We start from the raw sequence: 18,882 nt of genomic DNA, 5'->3' as shown, positions 1-18,882 counted from the left end.
TGAGACCTCCTAGCAGCACGTTTTGGTGACGATGTTATCGTTGCGGCAAACGACGCAGCATTCCTCAATGACCGGATCGCCGTGTTCGCAATGTACCGGGCAATCGTGTTCTCCGGTCCCCAAATCGCTATGGATTATGTTGCCGACGTAGAGCACGCCCGGCCGCGAGACGGCCGGGGCGTCAAGACGCGACGCAAAGATATTGATCGAGTCGTTCTCGCCTACGCCACCGACGATAACGCCGACCCGCTTCTCATCAAGGTAGTAGTAGATTTTCATAGTGAATGTGAACGGCAGAGGTGGAGACGGAGGTGGAGATGGTGGCGGAAACGGCTGAGAGGTAGTCGACAGCCCCGGCGGTGGCATTGGCAGCGACACGGGGATGCCCAACCCCTCAAGTTCTACCCGCAATATACCGGGCATCGGATTGCTTTCCTGGGCAGTCGCAAGTCTAACAACTAGCATCGCCGCATCCTCCCACTGTAACCTTGCCAAGGCTATACCATGGATTGCGACTAGTCTTTTCCAATGCGTGCCGCTGCTGCGTATAAGTGCGCTTAGTCGTCGGCCTCGATCCGGTCGAGTTTTGCGCTAACGCCGCCAACGTTTGTCGAACAAAATTGGATGACTGAAAGGCCGTTACTCTGAAGGCCAGCATGGCGCGCAAGCGCGCCTTGGATTCCATACATCCTACAAGATGGCGCAACGCTTTGGGACGTAGCGAAAACAAGGACCATAGTTTCCAGCGCCATCTGCCCGTGGGATGGCGACAAGTTGAGAAGCAATGGGAGCCATCTGTCTCATTTCGCCAACTGCTGCAGACAAAGACGCCGAGTTGCCGTTCAGCCAGGCAGCCTCAAGCAAACGAAGCATGCTTGAATAGCGTCGATCGAACGTCGAAATCAAATCCCATGTCGCCATATCTGGCACGTCGGCTTGCAGATAGCCCCCCTCGGGGATGACAGCCATGTTCCAAGTCTCCGGTAGTGGCAGGGGAGCGGCTGGATCGTAGTCCCATTTGCCAGTCGCTGGGTTTTGGACATAACGCTTCTCGTTGTAGATCTGCCCGAACCGGTAGTAGTGGGCCAAATCGCCGGGACCTTCCTCCGGAGTCACACTCGACCCTTCGCCCTGCAGGTTAATCAGGCGAATGGCCTCTTCGACTTTGGCCATCGTACCGATTTTGTACAGGCGAAATCCCTGAAGTTGTCGATCCAGGTTCAGCGCTGGATTTTCTCTTTGGAAGGTTGCGAGGATCGCCCCATAAAATTCCCCGATCGAGTCGTAGGTTGTGCCGGCGCCCGCAACCGCGGACGGAAGCGGTCCATCCTGCGGGTATTCGATTTCCATGAATATCTTGGCTTGGGCCTTGTCCAATTTTCGCAGCGGCACGATCAGTCCCGGGCGGACGCCACCGGGCAAAGGTCCTGGATAGGCGGGGACCACTGTGGCGTCGGTCAGCAGGGGAGCGCCGCCGATCGCCACCAGCAGATTGCACGCAAGCCCGAAATGCGCCATCTCCTCGCGCCAAATCTCGTGGATTGATGTCCTGGCTTCGTGATCCTCATCCTTGATGGTCCAATAGGCAGTCAGGTAGGGCGGAAGGGTTGCAAGCTCGAGCTGTATCGCGATCTGCAAGGCCTCCTGCAGCCATTGCAGATCGCGCTGAAGCGGTGCCACGTCAGCCATCAATGCGGCGATCGTGGTGCGACCGGCGCGAGGCGCCACCAATGACAGACGTCGCACCGCGTCGCGACGCCCTCCGGCACGCGCCGCTGGCTGCGCCTTCCCGAGCGTAACGATGCTGCTTGCTGTGACGTCGTCCGCTGTCAGGCGGATGATGTAATCGCCCGTCGGCACGGCGGCGTTTTGAGCGTCCATTCCATCCCAATTTAAGACTCGCTGGCCATCGCGCGGCCTGATCTCGTCGAGCAGCCGCCCAACTTCGACGCCGAACCGGTCCCAAACATCCAGTGTAAGACGCTTCGTGCCGACAGGAACACGCATGCCGATCGGAACCGGTGATAGCGAGGCGATGATGCGCCTGTCTGGCAATAGGGCGACCGCCGCATCCTGCGCTAAGGCCAGCATGGCCGCTGCCGCCGGAAGCGGGTCGGATGAATACTTGTAGATCGTATCGCCCGACGCATATCCGACCGTCACAGGATTTCCGAAGAAGCGAAACCGGTTGATGAACAGGCCAATCTGGTTCGCCGCGGCCCAGGTTGCTCCGCCATCGACCGTTGCGCTCGAATAGCCCTTTGATAAGTCACGCGACCCCCAGCCGCCCACCCAACCTCGCCGGTCATCGACAAAACCGACGCCCTCGAGGTTGGCGTTGCCTTGACCGTCCTTGACCGCCATGCGCATCCAAGTGCGTCCCCCGTCGGTGGTCTTGGCGACCGCCGCCGCGTCGAAATTCTCCAGCGACACGAAGCCGACCCGGCTGTTGACGAAGAATATCTTCCAGCCCCACTCTCCGAAGGGGAATTCGGCCTCCTGCCCGGCCAGCCGATTAGTCCAGGTGATGCCGCCGTCTGTCGTCTCAAGAATGACGGGCTTCACTTTGTCTCGTGTGGTCGGTGTGCCCTCATCGGCCTTGCCACCCACTACCCAACCATGCAGCGCGTCCGTGAAATAGGTGTCTATCAGAATCGATGCGTGCGCTGACATGTCCCACGCCGTCCATGTCGTGCCGCCATCCAGGGTCTTCATCATGGCGGGAACGTCGTTCGGGCGATTGGTGCCTGAGGCGTAGACGACCAATTCGCTGACGACCGACAGTCCACACACGGCCGCAGGCGCGTTTGGCGGCAGCGGCGTCACCACCGACCAGTTCGCGCCGCCATTGGTCGTTCGAAGCAACCGACGGCTCCGGGTCAGCGTCCCGACCCACCCGACATTGGCATTGGCGAAGGCAACCGAGCGCAGATACACGCCGGGGGCGGAATGTTGCGGCACCCAATTCTCGCCGCCGTCTTCCGTCTTGATGATGTTGCCGTCACTGTTGACGGCCCACCCCACACGCGGATCGATGAACCAAATATCATCAGTGCACGAGCTGGCTATCGGCGCGTTTGTCCTGCGCCATGTCGGGGCGACAGCTGACGGGACATCGTCTTCCAGGCAGCCTTCGTTGATCCATGTTTCGATGAAAGCGATCTCGGACGGTGGCACCGGCTCCAGGCCCGCCGGCATGCGGCTGAAAGTCGCATCAGGTGGCGGCTCGGCGAGGTCGGCGCCAAATGGCGATTCCCCCTTCAGCGCCTTGACGAGATTGGAACTTGCGCCGTCGCCGACTGCAACGAGCTGCAACCCAAAAATCTTTCGGGCGACGAAATCGTTGCGTGAGATGTTTCGCCAGACGGCGCCATGGAAGCCGACGGCGGCATTGGGACCTCCGACAGCTCGGTCGAGTATTTCAATGACGCGCTGAAATCTATTCATGGTGCAGCCCAGACCAGGTAACCGTACCGCTTGCGCATGCCCCGACTGTCAAATCATCCACATGCGCTCGCCCGCGCCATGGTGCATCAGCGCGGCCAAGTCACAAGCGACATGGCCGCGAGGGAAATGGCCTTCTCTTTCAAAGCAATCACGCCTGTTCTTTCAGAGCAATCACACTATGCGCGAGCAGATCTCGCCGAGAGAGCAATGTTCACGTCGAACTCGTCTCACCGTCCGCAGTGCCAATCATGCGTGCCGACCTCGAACTGTCCCTCCGGTCGGATTGCCGAACGATTGCCCACAGCCGGACGGCCAGCCCACGCTGACTACTTTTCTCAAGACAAGATTGTGACGGAATTTTTTGTCGTAGGCAGCTCCCCTTCAAATCCGAAAGCATCCTAAGATTGCAGATCATCACCGCTACCGCGCATCCAGTCAAGGGGTTGGATCGCCCAGGGGTTGGATCGCCCAACAGAATGCAAGCAGGCTCCATCGGGTGAAATTTTGAACATGGTGGCGCTCACACACGGGATTCCGGTCCGTCCGGCAGAAGCAGTGCCCATCGACTCGTGACCATTCCTATTGATCGCTCCGACAATTCTCCTATGGAGTGTATCGACTACAGGGTGTATTGTTGCCCGACCGCTATTCCTTGCCACGAGCATATTTGGCCGGCGTTTGTCGGCAACGTTTTTCAGGGGGCTGACGATTTCGACCGGAGCAGCGCCATGGCAATTGCAGACATCAAGGAAATCCGCCTTCTGCCGTCACTGGCGATCGCCCGCTTCGGCTCGTCACCCGAACCGATGGACAATTACGATGTCGTTCTGCCGCCGCACGACCCGGGCAATGGCCAAAACGGCGCCGGCTTCCGCAGCCTTGTGCCAGCGCCCACGCTCATCGTGGTGGACGGACGCATCACCCAGGAGTCCACGCCTGACCGCGTCCGCTTCCGCGATGCCCAGGGGCGGGTAAAGCCGATCACGCCGTTTCTGGAAATCTGGGCGCGGTTCGCGGATAACGGCAATCTCGAGCCGCTCACCCTGCAGCATCTGGCGGATCTCAATCTAACGCCTTCCGACATCAGCTGGCGTGTCGAGGTCGTGAACCAGAAAGCCTTTCGCCGCACCGGCGACGCAAACGATCGCGTCACGGCTACGGTCGGCGATATCCGCGACCACGAGAGGAAATCCCTTGCGGGAAGCGCCGGCAATTTCAAGCCCGGCAAATCGATCCCCTTCGGGCACGTGCAGTACATCCAACCGACGGCGGATTTTCCCGAGATCCGCCTGCGCTTTACGCCGGCAAGCGGCCGCGTTTTCGGGCCACGGCCGGACGATCCCAACCTTGCCGACGACGTCTACGACGCAAACACGGGAAACTGGGACAATTATCGTGACGATCTGCCGAACATACCGATCGGCACCAGTCCAGGCGGCATCTATGCGCGAGGCCAGGACGGCTTCAGTCTCGGCTATTTCGACGACTCCTGCGACGGCATCATCGATGTAACGCTGCGGGTCAATGGTGTCGATCGCACGGCTTACGCGCATGTTGCGTCCGGGCCGCCGGATTTTGCCCCCGACAGCTATCACGTACGCACCGTCAGCGACGAATTCGAGCAGATCGTGCACGGGCATCAAATACCCGGCAACGTCGCACGCGATGAAACGGCCGACATCATTCGCCGCGCCCTGGAAACGGTGCGGCTGATGAACACCGAAGCCATGAATGGCAGCCCACCCTTTGAAACGGCTTCTAATATGTCCAGGCATGACTTTGGTCGGCCCGAAAATCCGGACCGCGCGTTGGAGCCGATCTTCTCTCCCGCGCTGGTGGACGAGGCGCAGGTGCGTTCTTTTCACGAGGAAGCCCTGGCGGCGCTGCTTGACGGCGAGCAGCCGTGGTTCGCCAACATTCTCCGCCGCCCGGAGAATGCGGGCGACCTGACAAACGTCGGTCGCCGCCGGATGCCGGCGATGATGCGGGGCGGCGATGCGGAGCACCTGACGCTAACACGCCGGCAGATCGCAAAGATCGAGGCGGCCGCCGCCGGCCGGATATCCGACGGGCTCGTCGTCGCGGGCGCGATGCCGCCAGTCGCGGCCGGGGCCGCCGAGGCCGATATGCGCGCCCTGATCGCCCATTTCCGAAATCGTGCGCCCTTGCACCGTTCGATCGATGTCGACGGTGGCGGAACGCTCACCGATCTGTTCGCCGACGACATGCGACTGTTGAATTATCTGAAGACCGCCGCCGCCAAGGGAGACGAGGCAGGTCCAGTCGAAGGCCAGCCGCTGGTGGTGGCCGGCGACCCCGACGCTTCCGCCTTTGTGCGGCTGCTGGGGCGGCCGGACCATCCGATGTCCGGCCCGTACTCGCGCGTGGTTCCCAATACCGGGGGACGCACAGGACTTGAAATCGTCGAACGCTGGGTACGTTCACTGCCGGTGGCCTAGCCTGCCGACGCATCACACACCACGCGGGGTACCGACCTGCCCGCCATTGAACCAAAAAACGTCACCGCGCAAATCCTCCATCGAGCCCGCGGCAACCCGCCGTCGACGACCGGATACACGGCCATATCGAACTGCTTTCCCGGACTCGAGTTCGACATCCGCAGTCTGCTGCGGCACATCTTCGTGGGCGTCGTGCTTCACGAGTCGATCCCCTTCGTCATCGGGGTCGAACCAGGTGGCCCGCAGCAGCTCGCCGGCAGCCAGGACTGGCTTCTGGTCGAGGTTGAAGGCAACCGGCTTATCGGCACGATCATGGGCCCTCGCCAGGTGAACGGCCCAAGCGAGCAGCTTGGCGCTTTTGGCCTGGAGCGCTTCAATGCCCTGGCGCCAATCTTCCGAAATGCCGGTCAGCGTGCGCCGCGTGTTTGTCAATAACGCAAGCAACCAGCAGCTCGAGATTGACCTCGAAGTTCGCTCGATCTTCGAGCGGCGGACCAACAGTGCGGGTCAGCAGGAGACTGGGCCCGCTTTGTCACGTGACATCGCAGCGCCCGGCGATCTAACGCAGGGCTTGTGCTCGCCCTGGTCGGCTGACTTCCTTGAGTGCGGCTGTTACTACTGGGCCGCCAGCAGGCCGGACCTGGTCAACGCACAGGTCGGAGCCGACGGGAAGATGAACGGGCACAACTGGCAGCACCGCGGCCGAACGCCAGCAACCCCGCCTCAATACTCAATCCGGCGCAACGACCTCGTGACCTATGAGGAATTGTATCGAGATTGGGAAGGCTCGTTGAAGTTTATCGTCGGCGGGAAGGACGAGTCGTGAGCCCCCTGCCCCTAGCTTCGTATCCGGTGGATCGTCGGGCCCACCTCTTCGATGTTGATGGCGCGGCGCATCTGTTCCTCACAAACGGCTCGCGCGTATATGGCTTGCTCGACGACGACGCGTCACGTGTCCAGGCCGCCCTCGGGGTTTCCGACGCAACTCGCCTTGACCGCCTCCTGGTCGAATTCGGTCTCGATGCGCCTCCGTACATCGAAGCCACACCGCCTGCGTCATTTCCGACGCGTGCGCTGTCGCTCGCGGTGGCGCAAAAATGCAATCTTGGCTGCACCTACTGCTACGCCCAAGGCGGCGAATTCGGTAGTCCGGCGCGCAGCATGGATCTGGATACCGCACTTGCCTCGGTCGAGAGGCTATTCGAGAGCGTCCGGGCCGGCGAGCGCGTCAACCTCGCTTTCCTCGGCGGCGAGCCGCTGGCCAATCGCGAGGTCATTGTCGCAGCCACGCAACACGCGCTACGGCGGTCGCAGGCCACAGGAGCCGATGTTGGCTTCTCCATCACGACCAATGGAACACTGCTGACTCCCGAGGACGGTGCCTTCTTCGAGCAGCACGGCTTCGCCGTAACAATCAGCCTGGATGGCCTCGGCAAGGTACATGATCAGCAACGCCCGACCAAAGCTGGCAGAGGTACCTTCGAGCGCATCGTCGCTCGCGTCGCGCCGCTGCTCGCAATGCAGCGGCGCATGCAGGTCACGGCGCGCGTCACGGTCACGCCCGCTAACCTGCGCCTGAGGGAGACGCTCGACGGTCTGATCGGCATGGGTTTCCACAGCGTCGGCTTCTCACCGATGCTTGCTTCGCCGTCCGGCCGTGGCGAGATGGTCCGGGACGACATGATGGAGATGCTCCGACAGATGATCGATTGCGGTCGGGCATTTGAGGAAGCCATCGCCAGCGGCCGGCTCTATCCCTTCGCCAACATGGCAACGGCGCTGGCCGAAATCCATCGGGGCACCCATCGTCCCTATCCCTGCGGCGCCGGCGGGCCCTATCTTGGCGTCTCCGCGGAGGGTGGATTGTTCGCCTGCCATCGTTTCGTTAACGACGAAATCGGCCGGCTGGGCGCGATCGAGAGCGGAATCGAGAGTGACCGTCAGCGCGGCTGGCTGGCCGAACGCCATGTCGATGCACAAAGCCCGTGCCGCAATTGCTGGGCGCGCTACCTCTGCGGCGGCGGCTGCCACCACGAGGTCATCGCCCGCGGCCGTCCGGCTTGTGACTATATCCGTGGTTGGCTGCACTACTGCCTGCAGGCCTATGTTCGGCTATGGAGCAAACATTCGGACTTGTTCGTCACGGGACCACGACCGTCGGAGGTCGCTGTGGGATAGCCGACGATACGATCCGCTGCGATGTTTGCGTCGTCGGGGCCGGGCCCGCAGGCCTCGCCGCGGCACTGCGGCTCGTCGATCTTGGCCGCGACGTGTGCCTCGTGGCGCCCTCGCCACTACACGGGAATCGCCGCTGGGAATCGCTTACTCCAGGCGCGTGGAAAATACTCGACGCACTGGGGCTCGGTACCGCGCTGGCGCATGCCCACTGCTTGCCCTCGCATGCCGCCACCGTCAGCTGGGGCGGCCGCGAAGTGAATCGCGCTGGCCACGCAGAGATCACTTTCCTGATCGACCGCGCGCGCTTCGATGCCTGCCTGATGGATGCTGCGCGCCGACGGGGCGTGCGGCTACTGACGCCTGCTGTCGCAAGTCAGCCGCAGAAAATCGGTGGTACGTGGCTGCTCCCCGTCACCACGAGCCAGACGACGGTTTCGCTTTGTGCCGCGCATGTTATCGATGCAAGTGGGCGCAAGGCCCTGACCGGCAGTCGACGGCGCAGGCTCTCGCCCGCGACCCTGGCGCTGTGCGCGCGTTGGCGAGGCCAGCCTGCCCCGCCCGGCATGACAACAATCGAAGCAACCGCCGAAAGCTGGCTCTGGTCGGCCAGCTTCGCCGACGGCGCCCACTACGCCGCCGTGTTCGTCGATCCGCGGAGCCTGCGGGCTGCGGGCGTCGAGCCGACCGCCGCATTTCTCGAGGCAGTCGGTGGCAGTTCGTCGCGTTGGGAAGGTGCGCTGGCGTCGTCCGTTACGGCCTGCGACGCCTCCGCGATCCGTATCGCGCGGGCGCCCGGCTTTGAGGATATTATTGCCGCCGGCGAAGCCGCGCTCTCGCTGGACCCCCTGTCATCGCAAGGCATTCAGCGCGCACTTGTGGACGGTCAGCAATCGGCGATCGTCGTCAACACACTCATAGTCCATCCTGAGCGCCGTGACATCGCAGTGGCGTTTCATGCGGAGCGCCAGGGCGAATCCTCTCGTCGAGACGGCGCGATGTGTCACGGTCTGTATCGCGAACAAGCAATCACCTATCGATCGCCGTTCTGGTCGCGCTATTGCGAACAGGGCGCACCTCCAGAGCACAAGCTGCCATCGCCAATCCCCATCGACAGCTTGCTGCCTGAGACCGGGCTGCGATTGAGCCCTCGAGCGCGGCTTGAAGACGTCGCTGTCATCGACAGCGATGTAATCGCACTCGCGCCGGCCCTTGTACATCCTGACCTAGATCGGCCGGTAGCGTTCCTTGCCGGACGGAGTATTGGCAGCCTCCTGGCGCGCGCCATCTCCGGCGTTACAGCTGCGTCGCTCTTCGACGGCTGGCAAGCGGATTCACTGCCTGAGGGGACGGCTCTGGAGCTGCTACAGTGGTTCTGGCAACGCGGGCTGCTCGTCGACAATAGTGCGACGGACGCGTCATGATAGAGAACGTCGCGAGAGCGAGGTTCTCTATTGTCCGAACTGCCGGATGGCAAGCGGTTCTCTGCGACATCCGGTGCGGCAGCAATCAGCAAAAACTTGTTGCGCAACCCGAGGGGTTAGGAGATAGTCACTACTATATTAGATTGAGCAATAATGCTGCATATTAAGATCGATTGATTGGTTGTCCACGTATTTGAGGCGTCGGAAGGGAGGCTCTCCATGGGTCTCGGCCAAGATCCTTTTAATCCGACACGCACCCACCCTCTGTCGCCGACGGCGGCCGGGCTGGATTTTCCTTCCAGCGGGGCGGAGGCAAATTTATCAAGCCTTCGTGCGAGAGTGGTCGGGATAGATCCCGATGGTGGCCGCCCAATGACAGATCAGGATCGCGCGTCCCTAGGCGATCCTTTCTTCGACCTCGTACTGGCTCGGGAGCGATTCCCAAGGACCGCTACCGAACTTATCGCCGTCCTGAACGAGTCGAATGGCGCGCCCGAAGGCGTTCCTGAGCAGATGGTCTTCGTCGTCGCGGAAGCCGGCCAAATTCCATTCAACAATTCCAGCGCGATGCTCCCGAGGGGTGTCCGCTACGTCGTCACGCGAGGCCGTCCCGCCAATGGACCAACGGTGCTGATTAGCACGCGACCGCCTGCGGACGATCCAACCGCTTTTCTGCAGGTTGCTGGCTGGGATGGCCGCAACAAGGTGTTTCATTTCTACGAGCGTGCCGGATCTGCATGGTTGTGGGAAGGCTCATCATTGCACGCGTTCGATCCAGCGGCGCGGGGCAAAGGACCATTCGATAGCCACGTAAATGGCACGCTGGTCATGAAGGAGCTGCGCCTGCCCTGGCTGCACTGGAACAGCACGGCGCAGGAAATCCCGATCGAGTCCTTTCCGCCCAATCACCCGCTGAGAACCGATCCGCTTTTCGCCGCACGCGAGAGCGCGGATATCCTAGAGCGGCGGGTGGTACGCCCGGCCATTCAACGCTGGACCCGCGCGCGCCTCGATCGCCAGCTCGGCGATCCGGACGGCGTCGCGGCGCCCCGGGAGCTGTTGCGTCATCTGCTTGCGACCACATCCATCAACATTGTCACCAGCGAAGAACGAAGCCGTGGGAGCAAGCCCACGTTCGGATTGCCAGCAACTTTCTTTTTCGACGTCGAGAGCATCGTCAACCAACTCGGGCTCGAGATATCCGGCCTAGGTCAATCGTTTCAGGTGGGCCGACCGGACTACGAAAGCGCTGTCGCAGCGCTTGGGCTCGCTCTGAAGCACTTGGCGAGCGGCTTCAAGCAGGACGGCGACGCCTCCTTCGCGTGGCTAGTTCCGGAACGCGCGCTAGAGGACTGCGTGGTGGTGGGCGAACTCACGCGGCGCGGCATCCTTTCCTTCGGCTTTGCTCTCGCGCTGCTCATGGTGGATGCATGGAATCCGATCGACTCGGCCGCCCGTGCCAGTCTTCTGAACTACGTCCCCGCTGGAAGAACGCAAGCTGCTCGGATCGAAGCCGAAACGCGCAAGAACATCAACAACGCCGCGGCCCATCTGCCCCCGGAGGCACCGGAAAGTATTGCCGCCACCTACTTGGCGCTCGACGAGAGCGCTTTGCGCGCGCGAGCTGGCGCGGAACTGGACGCTTTCGTCGCCAAAGTGCGCGCACGTCTCATGACATCGCAGGGCGTTCTCGACTTCATGCGTCTCGCCGATTGGCGCAGACGCGCTTTCCGCAAACGCCGGATCGCCGAGTTCGACCTGTCGTTGCCCTTCAGCAACATCAACGAAAACGCGCCGCCCTTGGCACTAACCAAGGATGGTGAAGTGGTGGAGCGATGAGGCTGCGAGCCTTATCGCGTAGCGAGTCAGGGAGGTGAACATGGCACTGCAACGTTTTGACCCACCTGGTTTTGTCGACGATTTCGGTGCGGCACAGCGCGATGCCTGGCATCAGTTCATATCCGACGCGATGGACTTCGCCCATGACGGCACTGTGGGCGATCCATTCGACTCGCCTCGGGCACAATTCTTCAATGCCGCCAAGGTCGAGTCGGCATCTGACACGGGATTCGAGGACGTGAAATGGACGGCATTTCCCCGTATCGTACAGATCAGCAGCGGCTCCGACGTGGAACGCTGGCGCAACTCCGATGCCTCGCGCGACGTTCAGGACGAGTACTGCGAATGGAGCGTGACCCGGCAATCCGGCACGAACAAGATCACCCGGGTCACATTCACCTGCGAGGGTCCGGAGTACTGGCGCTTTCTCGCCGCGACCGATCCGGAGAAGACGCTCGCGCTCTACAAGCAGCATGTCGAAGCTTCAGTAACTCACGGTGACCTTTTCAGCCCGTCGGGCACCTATATCCCGCGCAACCGGTTCAACAATTCGACCGCCAACGGGGCGATGCACCTCGTGCAGAGAAACAACACGCTGAGTGCCGAAATCGAAATCGCGGGCGCCGCTACGATCACGCGGCTGCGGCCGGATGGCACGCCGATGGTCGACTCCCTCGAACTGATTCAGTGCGGCCGATACGGCGCTGCGCAACGGCACAGCGACCCGTTCATCGGCGCCCGTGTGAACTTTCACGCCCGCAACAAGGCAGACGTCACCGTCGCCAATCCGGTCGGCATCTACTTCGGTGGTCTGGATACGCAGGAGTGGGAAACTCCCGATGGCAGCGACCCTGCCGGGTTCTGGAAATACACGCGCGGCACGCCCCAGCGTCCCGTCAGGGCCGTCCTCGAAGTACCTAGCGACCGCGGTTACGTGCTCGGCGACGTGCTGATTGACGGGCACAATATCCAGTTCGGCGGCCAAATCGCCGACCGGATTCAAATGACGATCCGGGCGCTGGCGACGCGTATTGGCCAGAGCACCGCAACGCCGGTGCACGGCTGCGCCGGGGATTCAGCGGGCCCCGCCGGCGGTGCCGGTGCCGGCGGTCCTCTTTCAGTAAGCGCCGTGCTTTCGGCTGGCGGCCGACGCGGACGGCTCTGAGGCAAGGCCGTGTCCATGCGCCTCGATGATGTGAACTGGATCCACGGATCCGCCGATTGCGCGGCGAGTACCGCCCCCCCGCTGCAAGTCGTGTCGGTCGATGACGACACTTATGTACTGCGGCAGAGCAAATGTTTCAGTTTCGAAGCACCATTCATGTACCTCCTGATGGGCAGCGAGAAGGCCGTGCTGTTCGATACTGGGGCCCGTCCCGATGACGGCGATCCGCAGAAGATCCTGCCGATCCGCGAGGCCGTCGATAAGCTGCTGTCGCGACGTGCAGAAGCAAACCGCGCCATCAGCGAGCTTGTCATCGCGCATACACATGGCCACGGCGATCATGTGTTCTGGGACGGGCAGTTTGCCGGGCGGCCGCAGACAAGGATCATCGGCCGCGGCGTTGATGCGGTTCAGCAGGCGTTCAATCTACCCGCTTGGCCGGAAGGACAATCCACCTTCGACCTCGGCGGCCGCGCGCTGGTCGTGTTGCCCCTTCCCGGTCACGTTTCCGATCACATCGCCGTCTATGATCCCCGCATCCAGGCCTTGCTGACCGGGGATACGCTTTACCCCGGCCTGCTGACTGTTGCCGACTGGGCGGCCTATCGGCGCAGCGCGGCACGCCTCGCAACGTTCGCATCCGGACATCCGGTTTCGCTCGTGCTCGGCAACCACATCGAAATGAAAAAAACGCCCGGCGGGCTTTATCCACTCGGGACGACGTTTCAGCCCGACGAGCATCCGCTGCCGCTCAGTGCCGAAATATTCGCCGAATGGCATCAGGCCTGTGAAACGATCGGCAATTCAGCACAGCGTGTAACGCGTGATCATTTCATTATCGAGCCGCGCTGACCAAAGCGAAGGAACATCGCGGAGCTCCACGCGCAATACAAGGTGTGGCTGGTGCAGAAGAGAAGGAGGGCGCCTTGACAACAAGACCACGCGCGCGACGGCCGGGAAAGTCGGGGGCGGATGCGCCGCGCCGCACCAGCAGCAGGGCGACGGCGGAATATGAGCCTGAGGTACCCTCGCCCTACGAACAGCCAACCATCAGGAGGCCGCGCCGAGCGCGATTGGCGACGGCAGATTTGGCTGCAGCGGGAATTGGTGCAGCGGCAAACGTCGGCGTGCGCGGCATCGAGATCGTGCAAGCCGTTCAGGCGCTCGACAACCGTGTTCGCCTCATTGCCGGCAAGCCCACGGTCGTACGTGTCTATCTCGATCCCGCTGCGGTTGCTGCGTCGACGCTTGTGACCGGCGAGATCACGTGGCGACGCGCTAGTAGCGGCGCCTTCTATCTCGCGGCGATGAACAGAGTAAGGCTCGATCAGGCGCGCACGCCCGATCTTAATGGACAACGCTTCGATTTTGCCGAGAGCCTTAACTTTCTGCTTCCCGCTGACGCGCTCAGCGTCGGCACGATCGAACTAAGCCTCAATCGCATCAATGTGCCGGGAGGGGAGAAGCTGCCGCTCGCAGCGCAGCAGGCGAGGACTGTTTCTTTCGTCGCGGCGCCGCCATTGCGCATCCGGGCGATCGGGCTTCGCTATCGCAGCGTGCGCGACCCGACTGCGACCATCACACCTGACGCCTTCCATTTCGACTACCTTCGGTCCTATCTGCTGAGGGCCTACCCGGTCCCCGCTCTGGAGTGGTCGCAGATCGTAATCGACGGCGACCGCTTGAGACCACTACCACCTCCGGACAGGCAGTTCCCGAGCAATCAGTCAATTCTGGTCAACGCTCAATTGTCGGCTCTGCGCGCGAGAGAGATTTCTTCGGGTACGGATCCGCGGACCCATTATTATGGCTTGGTCGACAATGAGGCAGGCAACAGCTTCATGCGTGGCAGCGCCCTTTACGATGAGGCGACCAGCATCTTCGGGGCGGTGGCATGCGGCCCGTGCGGCGTGCCTAACGGCTGGACGGGCGATAGCGACCCGAGTTTCGCTGATTGGTACGGCGCGCACGAACTTGGCCACACATTCCAGCGTCGGCACCCTGGCTTCCCGCCCTATGACCCGGTTCGGATGACGGGCCAGCCTCGAGACGGCCTCGAAACGAGCTTCCCCTATGACGGCGGCTTCATCAGCTCACCGGCGCAAGAATTCGTGGGCTTCGATTTCGGCGACCCTGCACTAGGCGTGCAAATGCGGGCACTGCCGGGCCACATCCATCACGATGTGATGACCTATGCCGACAGTCAGTGGCTCTCGGCCTATACTTATGAGGCTGTTCACGATCGCCTGGTCCACGAGGATACGGCGTTAGCCCCGCCGACTGCGTGATGCCGGCGGATGCTCAGGAGGCGAATGATGTCACACGAGAGCAAACTCATTCACGTCGTCGGATCAGTCGACATCGGGACAGGCACGGGCGAATTCCTCTATGTCAATCCGACCACCACGGCGGCAGCAGCAAGCCAACCAGCAGCGGCAGGTGCAGCTCCGCCCGCCGACCAGCCGCCCCCGGGCACCGGGTTCGAACTCGTCGTGCAAGCGGGGGATGGGCGGGAGCTGAACCGGTTGCGGCCGGCCATTCTTCTTCCCAGCGACGACCATGCGTCGAAGACGGGGCTGATCGACCAGAGCATATTGCATACGGAGGGCATGGCCCGTCTCGTATTGCTGCACGATGGCCAGGTGGTGGATACGTTCGAGGCCGGTTCGCCGCCGGGAGCCAGCGCGGCCGCTTCAGCCGGGACTCAAGGATTGGAAATGGGCGCGGGACCGCCTGGACATCCCGAGAAGCGATCGATGTCCATGGCCGCCCCCGATGAGCCCGGCGTCAGTTACACGATCCAGGTACGGCCTAACGGCGAGAAAACATGGCAAACGATCGCCGTTGGCCAGAAGAGCCCGAAGGTCGTGCTTGACCGCAACCAGTTTCCTGCCGCGGAGCGTGCCACCGTTCGTGTGCTGCGCTCGACCGGCTTTGACGACAGCATCATCGCTGAAGACGAGATGGAACTTCGCTTCAAGGAATAGGCGGCAGCGTACGGGGGGCGACATGGCGACCGTGAATGCATCCGAGATTGCCTGGATAGGCATCTATCCGCCGATCGGCATTGCTCGCCTGGGCAACGCGCAGGGGCAGGACGACTACACGCTAGCGCCCGAGGTGATCGGCGGAACGCCCGACGCGCGCGGCGGCTTTCAAACCGCGGCAGGCGAGATCAAGCGCCAAGGGGTGCGCTTCCACGTATATGCGCGGCTGAAATCCGGCAAGACCATCGAACTCGTCCACGGCCCGGACCTGAAGATCTCTTGGCGCGTTGAAGTCGCCAATCTCAAAGCCGGCTGGTACCAGTTCAACCAGGCCATGGACCTGCCGGCGCAGTTCGTGGTTCCTGCGGCGCGGCGCAACGAGGACTACGGCCGGCGACGGCGTGAGCTCGACATTAGTCCGGCGATGCGGAAGATCAGCGGTCCGAACCTGTCCGGGCCCGAATTCCGTTTCGACGATGGGCAGATTCTCAATGTCTTCGTCACGCTTGGCGAGCTACGAACCGACGACGCCGGGCGGCTCATTTTCCTGGGCGGTTTTGGCAAGTCGGCGCCGTTCTACACCGGTATGCGCCCCGTCACCTTCGCCAACAACGACCGTTGGTATGACGACACGTGCGACGGGCCGGTGCGCGCGCGCATAACCGTCGGCACCACCGAATTCGAAGCTGATCCCGGTTATGTGGTCGTCACGCCGCCCAATTTTGCGCCCGGCCTCAACGGTCTCGTTACGATGGACGACACTGTCCGGGAGGCGTTCATGGCAGCCGGCTGGCTCGCCCGGCCGGAGACGACAAGCTTCTCGCACGACATTTGGCCGATCTTCGACCGTCTAACCGCGCTGCAGTGGATCAATTACGGATTCCTTGTCGCGCACGGCGTGGGGTCGCCGCTCGATGCGCGGACCGACTCGGTAATCTTACGCCTGGCCGACGCCAGTCCCGGGAACAAGTCATGGCGCCAACAGGTCTTTGCTTTGTTCCGCCCGGTATCTCCCGGTCCCGGCTCGCAACGGCAGATACCCTACATATACGGAGACCTTTTCGGTGAGGCCCGCGACGTCGATCTGACTTTTCTGTCGGTCACGCCTACGATGTTCGCACACCTCGATCGTTGGGCAGCGGGCACGTTTGTGTCCGATTGGCAGGGACCGCCGGCGCTACCTGACTTCGCGGCTCTCTCCGCCGATGCGCAGGTATCTCAGCTGATGCGCGCGGGCCTGACCGAGTGCCTCGGCGGCCCGTTCCACCCAGGCATCGAGCTTACGTGGCCGATGCGGCGGCCTGAGCTGTGGGCACTGCATCACGCGGCCCAACGCGACGATCGCCTGCTGTACAGATTGAACCTGGTGCTGGAGGGCGAAGCCGTGCGCCAGGATTTCGGTTCGCAACTGACGCAAGAGACGTGCCTCGGACCCGCAGGACCGATCACGGCCGCAGGCCCCGGCGCGCTCACGCGCTGGCTCGGCCTGCCCTGGCAGACCGATGAAGCATCGTGTAACTCCAGCGCCGACTATTCCCCGAGCACATATTTGTCGTTTCCGAGTTTCTGGGGCGCGCGCGTGCCCGACCAGGTGCTGAGCTTCGCCGCTTTCGAGCGAGCGCGGGCTGACGTCACCGATCCAGTTGATGATCCGAAGCTGCAGCGCCTCAAGCATGCGTTGCTGCGTGAGGACTGGCTGCGCGATGTGCGCGGCCGCACCTATTACGAACGCATCGACAACATGGTGCGGCTGTGGGCGACGCTCGGGATGGTCGAGCCGCGCTCAACGCCGCAGGCGCTGCGTGACATTGGCTTCCCGGAAACAGTGCATGTGGAGACTGGCCGCGACCGCGCGAACGCCGGCTCCGACGAAAAAATTGCCTTGATCACCCGGATCGAGTCCCTACGGGAGCGGACAGCAGAGCCGGCACCGTCCGCAGCGGGCCTCGAGACACCGCCGGAGCCACCTACGCCGCCGCGCCATCAGTTCCGTCAGGGTGAGGTGTGAACGTCGTGGCCGCCGCCGGCGTCTGGGACGTCCTTATCATCGGCGCGGGCCCGGCGGGAGCAGTCGCCGCCGCAAATCTCGCGGAGCGGTGTCTGCGCGTAGCGATTCTGGAGAAGGACCTGCGGCCTGAGGCCAAGCCTGGCGAGGTACTGACGCCGAATGCGATTCCTATTCTCTCTCACCTCGGTCTCCTAGAGCTCATCGAAGCGAATGGCAATCTGGCATGTCCTCTCACGTGCATCGATCGCGCGTGGTCAACGGCTTGGCCAAACCGCGAACATTTTCTCAGCCACGCTGGCGGACGGGCTTGGGTGATTGATCGCGTGGCCCTCGAGAGATTGCTCGTGAGCCGGGCCGTGCTTGCAGGCGCCGATGTTTTCCTCGGCCAGCACGTTCGCGGTCTGATCCGGCGCTATGGATATTGGTCTGTGCAGACCCGTTCGAGCGATGGTCCGGCTACTCTGCGCGCTGCGTTTGTGGTGGATGCGAGCGGGCGTGCGGCGCCGGTAGCTCGTCGGCTCGGTGCGAAGCGCGAAAATCTCTTTCGTGTTCTCGCCCTTCACGTCCAGTCGGCGGCGCCGGACACGGAGAGCCAGAGCGAACCGGCGTCTCTGACCATCGAAGCCGCTGCAGTGGGATGGTGGTATGCGGTATGCGGCCCGCGGCAGACGCTCACCTGCGCTCTGTTCACCTACGATCCCGTCCTCGCTCGCAGCAACGCCGCGCGGTCAACCCTTCTCGCCGCGCTCGACGACACAACCACGCTTCCTCGCTGGGCTAGGGAACTGGTTCGTAGCGGCCGCGTGAGGAGCGTAGATGCCTCCCCGTCAATGCTCCGTCAGCCTGTCGGCGAGGGCTGGCTAGCGATCGGCGACGCCGCCGCAAGTTTTGATCCAATTGCGTCTCAGGGCCTTGCGAACGCGCTCGCATCTGCGGCGGGCGGTGCAGAGGCGATCGGGGGCATTTCAAGGGCGTCCGTGTCGCCGTGGAGGCCTTCGTTGCACGGTTGATCGAAACATGGCGCCATTCGGCGCGACAACTCTTGCCAATTTACCAAGCCGCCGCACACCGGTGGCCAACACCTTTTTGGCAAGCGCACTTGTCCGCTGAGGCTGTGACAGCGCTCTATCTCGGCAGGTCCGTCACTGGTTTGCCCCCGTCTACGTCTACGGGTTAGCCGCCACAACCGTCGGGGTCCCTCTCTTGCGTGCGACAAAAATGTTGCTGGACTCAATTTGCCTTCACGCTTAGGTTGCGGATGCGTTTGCTTCATTGATTGTCAGCTTCGCAGCTCGGTCCCGACTTAGGCCGGTCATTCTCATCGTGCCGCTTACACCCACGTATATAGCAGTTTCAAAGAAACGGGCGGTCGGAAAGA

The 18,882-nt window shown here is 62.4% G+C and carries 14 protein-coding genes; 11 read left to right on the top strand and 3 right to left on the bottom strand.

Features of this window, described 5'->3' with window-relative positions:
- Positions 1 to 9 precede the first annotated feature (9 nt).
- Together IVA74_RS14965 and IVA74_RS14960 are read right to left on the bottom strand one after the other, a co-directional pair.
- Entirely contained in the window at positions 10 to 279 is a 270-nt protein-coding gene (locus IVA74_RS14965) for a hypothetical protein (protein WP_247344897.1), read from the bottom strand.
- A gap of 411 nt (positions 280 to 690) precedes the next feature.
- Positions 691 to 3,447 (bottom strand): ferritin-like domain-containing protein, encoded by a 2,757-nt coding sequence (locus tag IVA74_RS14960; RefSeq protein WP_247344894.1) that lies wholly within the window; start codon positions 3,445 to 3,447, stop codon positions 691 to 693.
- Between the two features lie 728 nt (positions 3,448 to 4,175).
- Here IVA74_RS14960 and IVA74_RS14955 point away from each other — a divergent pair.
- The gene (locus IVA74_RS14955; protein ID WP_247344892.1) at positions 4,176 to 5,906 is read left to right on the top strand and encodes a hypothetical protein; all 1,731 of its coding nucleotides are present in this window, start codon (positions 4,176 to 4,178) and stop codon (positions 5,904 to 5,906) included.
- A 12-nt stretch (positions 5,907 to 5,918) separates the two neighbouring features.
- Here the strand turns inward: IVA74_RS14955 and IVA74_RS14950 are convergent, their stop codons facing one another.
- Complete coding sequence (locus tag IVA74_RS14950; protein WP_247344887.1) at positions 5,919 to 6,350, bottom strand: hypothetical protein; 432 nt, start codon at positions 6,348 to 6,350, stop codon at positions 5,919 to 5,921.
- Here IVA74_RS14950 and IVA74_RS14945 point away from each other — a divergent pair.
- From IVA74_RS14945 to IVA74_RS14900, 10 genes are all read left to right on the top strand, one after another.
- The gene (locus IVA74_RS14945) at positions 6,328 to 6,732 is read left to right on the top strand and encodes a hypothetical protein (RefSeq protein ID WP_247344884.1); all 405 of its coding nucleotides are present in this window, start codon (positions 6,328 to 6,330) and stop codon (positions 6,730 to 6,732) included. The two genes, IVA74_RS14950 and IVA74_RS14945, sit on opposite strands and share 23 nt — an antisense overlap.
- Positions 6,729 to 8,084, top strand: coding sequence for a radical SAM protein (locus tag IVA74_RS14940; protein WP_247344881.1), 1,356 nt, complete (start codon positions 6,729 to 6,731; stop codon positions 8,082 to 8,084). Before IVA74_RS14945 ends, IVA74_RS14940 begins: the two co-directional genes overlap by 4 nt.
- Positions 8,021 to 9,505, top strand: coding sequence for an FAD-dependent oxidoreductase (locus IVA74_RS14935; RefSeq protein WP_247344878.1), 1,485 nt, complete (start codon positions 8,021 to 8,023; stop codon positions 9,503 to 9,505). Before IVA74_RS14940 ends, IVA74_RS14935 begins: the two co-directional genes overlap by 64 nt.
- A 372-nt stretch (positions 9,506 to 9,877) precedes the next feature.
- Entirely contained in the window at positions 9,878 to 11,344 is a 1,467-nt protein-coding gene (locus IVA74_RS14930) for a hypothetical protein (protein ID WP_247344876.1), read from the top strand.
- Between the two features lie 40 nt (positions 11,345 to 11,384).
- Positions 11,385 to 12,509, top strand: coding sequence for a hypothetical protein (locus IVA74_RS14925; protein ID WP_247344874.1), 1,125 nt, complete (start codon positions 11,385 to 11,387; stop codon positions 12,507 to 12,509).
- A gap of 15 nt (positions 12,510 to 12,524) precedes the next feature.
- Positions 12,525 to 13,361, top strand: a complete 837-nt coding sequence (locus IVA74_RS14920) for an MBL fold metallo-hydrolase (protein WP_247344934.1) — start codon at positions 12,525 to 12,527, stop codon at positions 13,359 to 13,361.
- Between the two features lie 221 nt (positions 13,362 to 13,582).
- Positions 13,583 to 14,797: a hypothetical protein gene (locus IVA74_RS14915; protein ID WP_247344872.1), complete on the top strand. Its 1,215-nt coding sequence runs from the start codon at positions 13,583 to 13,585 to the stop codon at positions 14,795 to 14,797.
- Between the two features lie 24 nt (positions 14,798 to 14,821).
- Positions 14,822 to 15,496 carry a hypothetical protein gene (locus IVA74_RS14910; RefSeq protein ID WP_247344868.1) on the top strand — a complete coding sequence of 225 codons (675 nt, stop codon included), beginning with the start codon at positions 14,822 to 14,824 and terminating at the stop codon, positions 15,494 to 15,496.
- Positions 15,497 to 15,518: 22 nt separating this feature from the next.
- Positions 15,519 to 17,504, top strand: coding sequence for a LodA/GoxA family CTQ-dependent oxidase (locus IVA74_RS14905; protein ID WP_247344865.1), 1,986 nt, complete (start codon positions 15,519 to 15,521; stop codon positions 17,502 to 17,504).
- Positions 17,501 to 18,514, top strand: a complete 1,014-nt coding sequence (locus IVA74_RS14900) for an FAD-dependent monooxygenase (protein WP_247344862.1) — start codon at positions 17,501 to 17,503, stop codon at positions 18,512 to 18,514. Before IVA74_RS14905 ends, IVA74_RS14900 begins: the two co-directional genes overlap by 4 nt.
- Positions 18,515 to 18,882 lie beyond the last annotated feature (368 nt).

This window comes from Bradyrhizobium sp. 132 (genome assembly GCF_023074185.1).
In the GTDB taxonomy this organism is placed as follows: Bacteria; Pseudomonadota; Alphaproteobacteria; order Rhizobiales; family Xanthobacteraceae; genus Bradyrhizobium.
This window is presented reverse-complemented; position numbering and strand designations above follow the sequence as displayed.

Coding starts and splice junctions, on each gene's coding strand:
- IVA74_RS14965 (WP_247344897.1), bottom strand. CDS start 279: ATGAAAATCTACTACTACCTTGATGAGAAGCGGGTCGGCGTTATCGTC.
- IVA74_RS14960 (WP_247344894.1), bottom strand. CDS start 3,447: ATGAATAGATTTCAGCGCGTCATTGAAATACTCGACCGAGCTGTCGGA.
- IVA74_RS14955 (WP_247344892.1), top strand. CDS start 4,176: ATGGCAATTGCAGACATCAAGGAAATCCGCCTTCTGCCGTCACTGGCG.
- IVA74_RS14935 (WP_247344878.1), top strand. CDS start 8,021: ATGGAGCAAACATTCGGACTTGTTCGTCACGGGACCACGACCGTCGGA.
- IVA74_RS14930 (WP_247344876.1), top strand. CDS start 9,878: ATGACAGATCAGGATCGCGCGTCCCTAGGCGATCCTTTCTTCGACCTC.
- IVA74_RS14925 (WP_247344874.1), top strand. CDS start 11,385: ATGGCACTGCAACGTTTTGACCCACCTGGTTTTGTCGACGATTTCGGT.
- IVA74_RS14920 (WP_247344934.1), top strand. CDS start 12,525: ATGCGCCTCGATGATGTGAACTGGATCCACGGATCCGCCGATTGCGCG.
- IVA74_RS14910 (WP_247344868.1), top strand. CDS start 14,822: ATGATGTCACACGAGAGCAAACTCATTCACGTCGTCGGATCAGTCGAC.
- IVA74_RS14905 (WP_247344865.1), top strand. CDS start 15,519: ATGGCGACCGTGAATGCATCCGAGATTGCCTGGATAGGCATCTATCCG.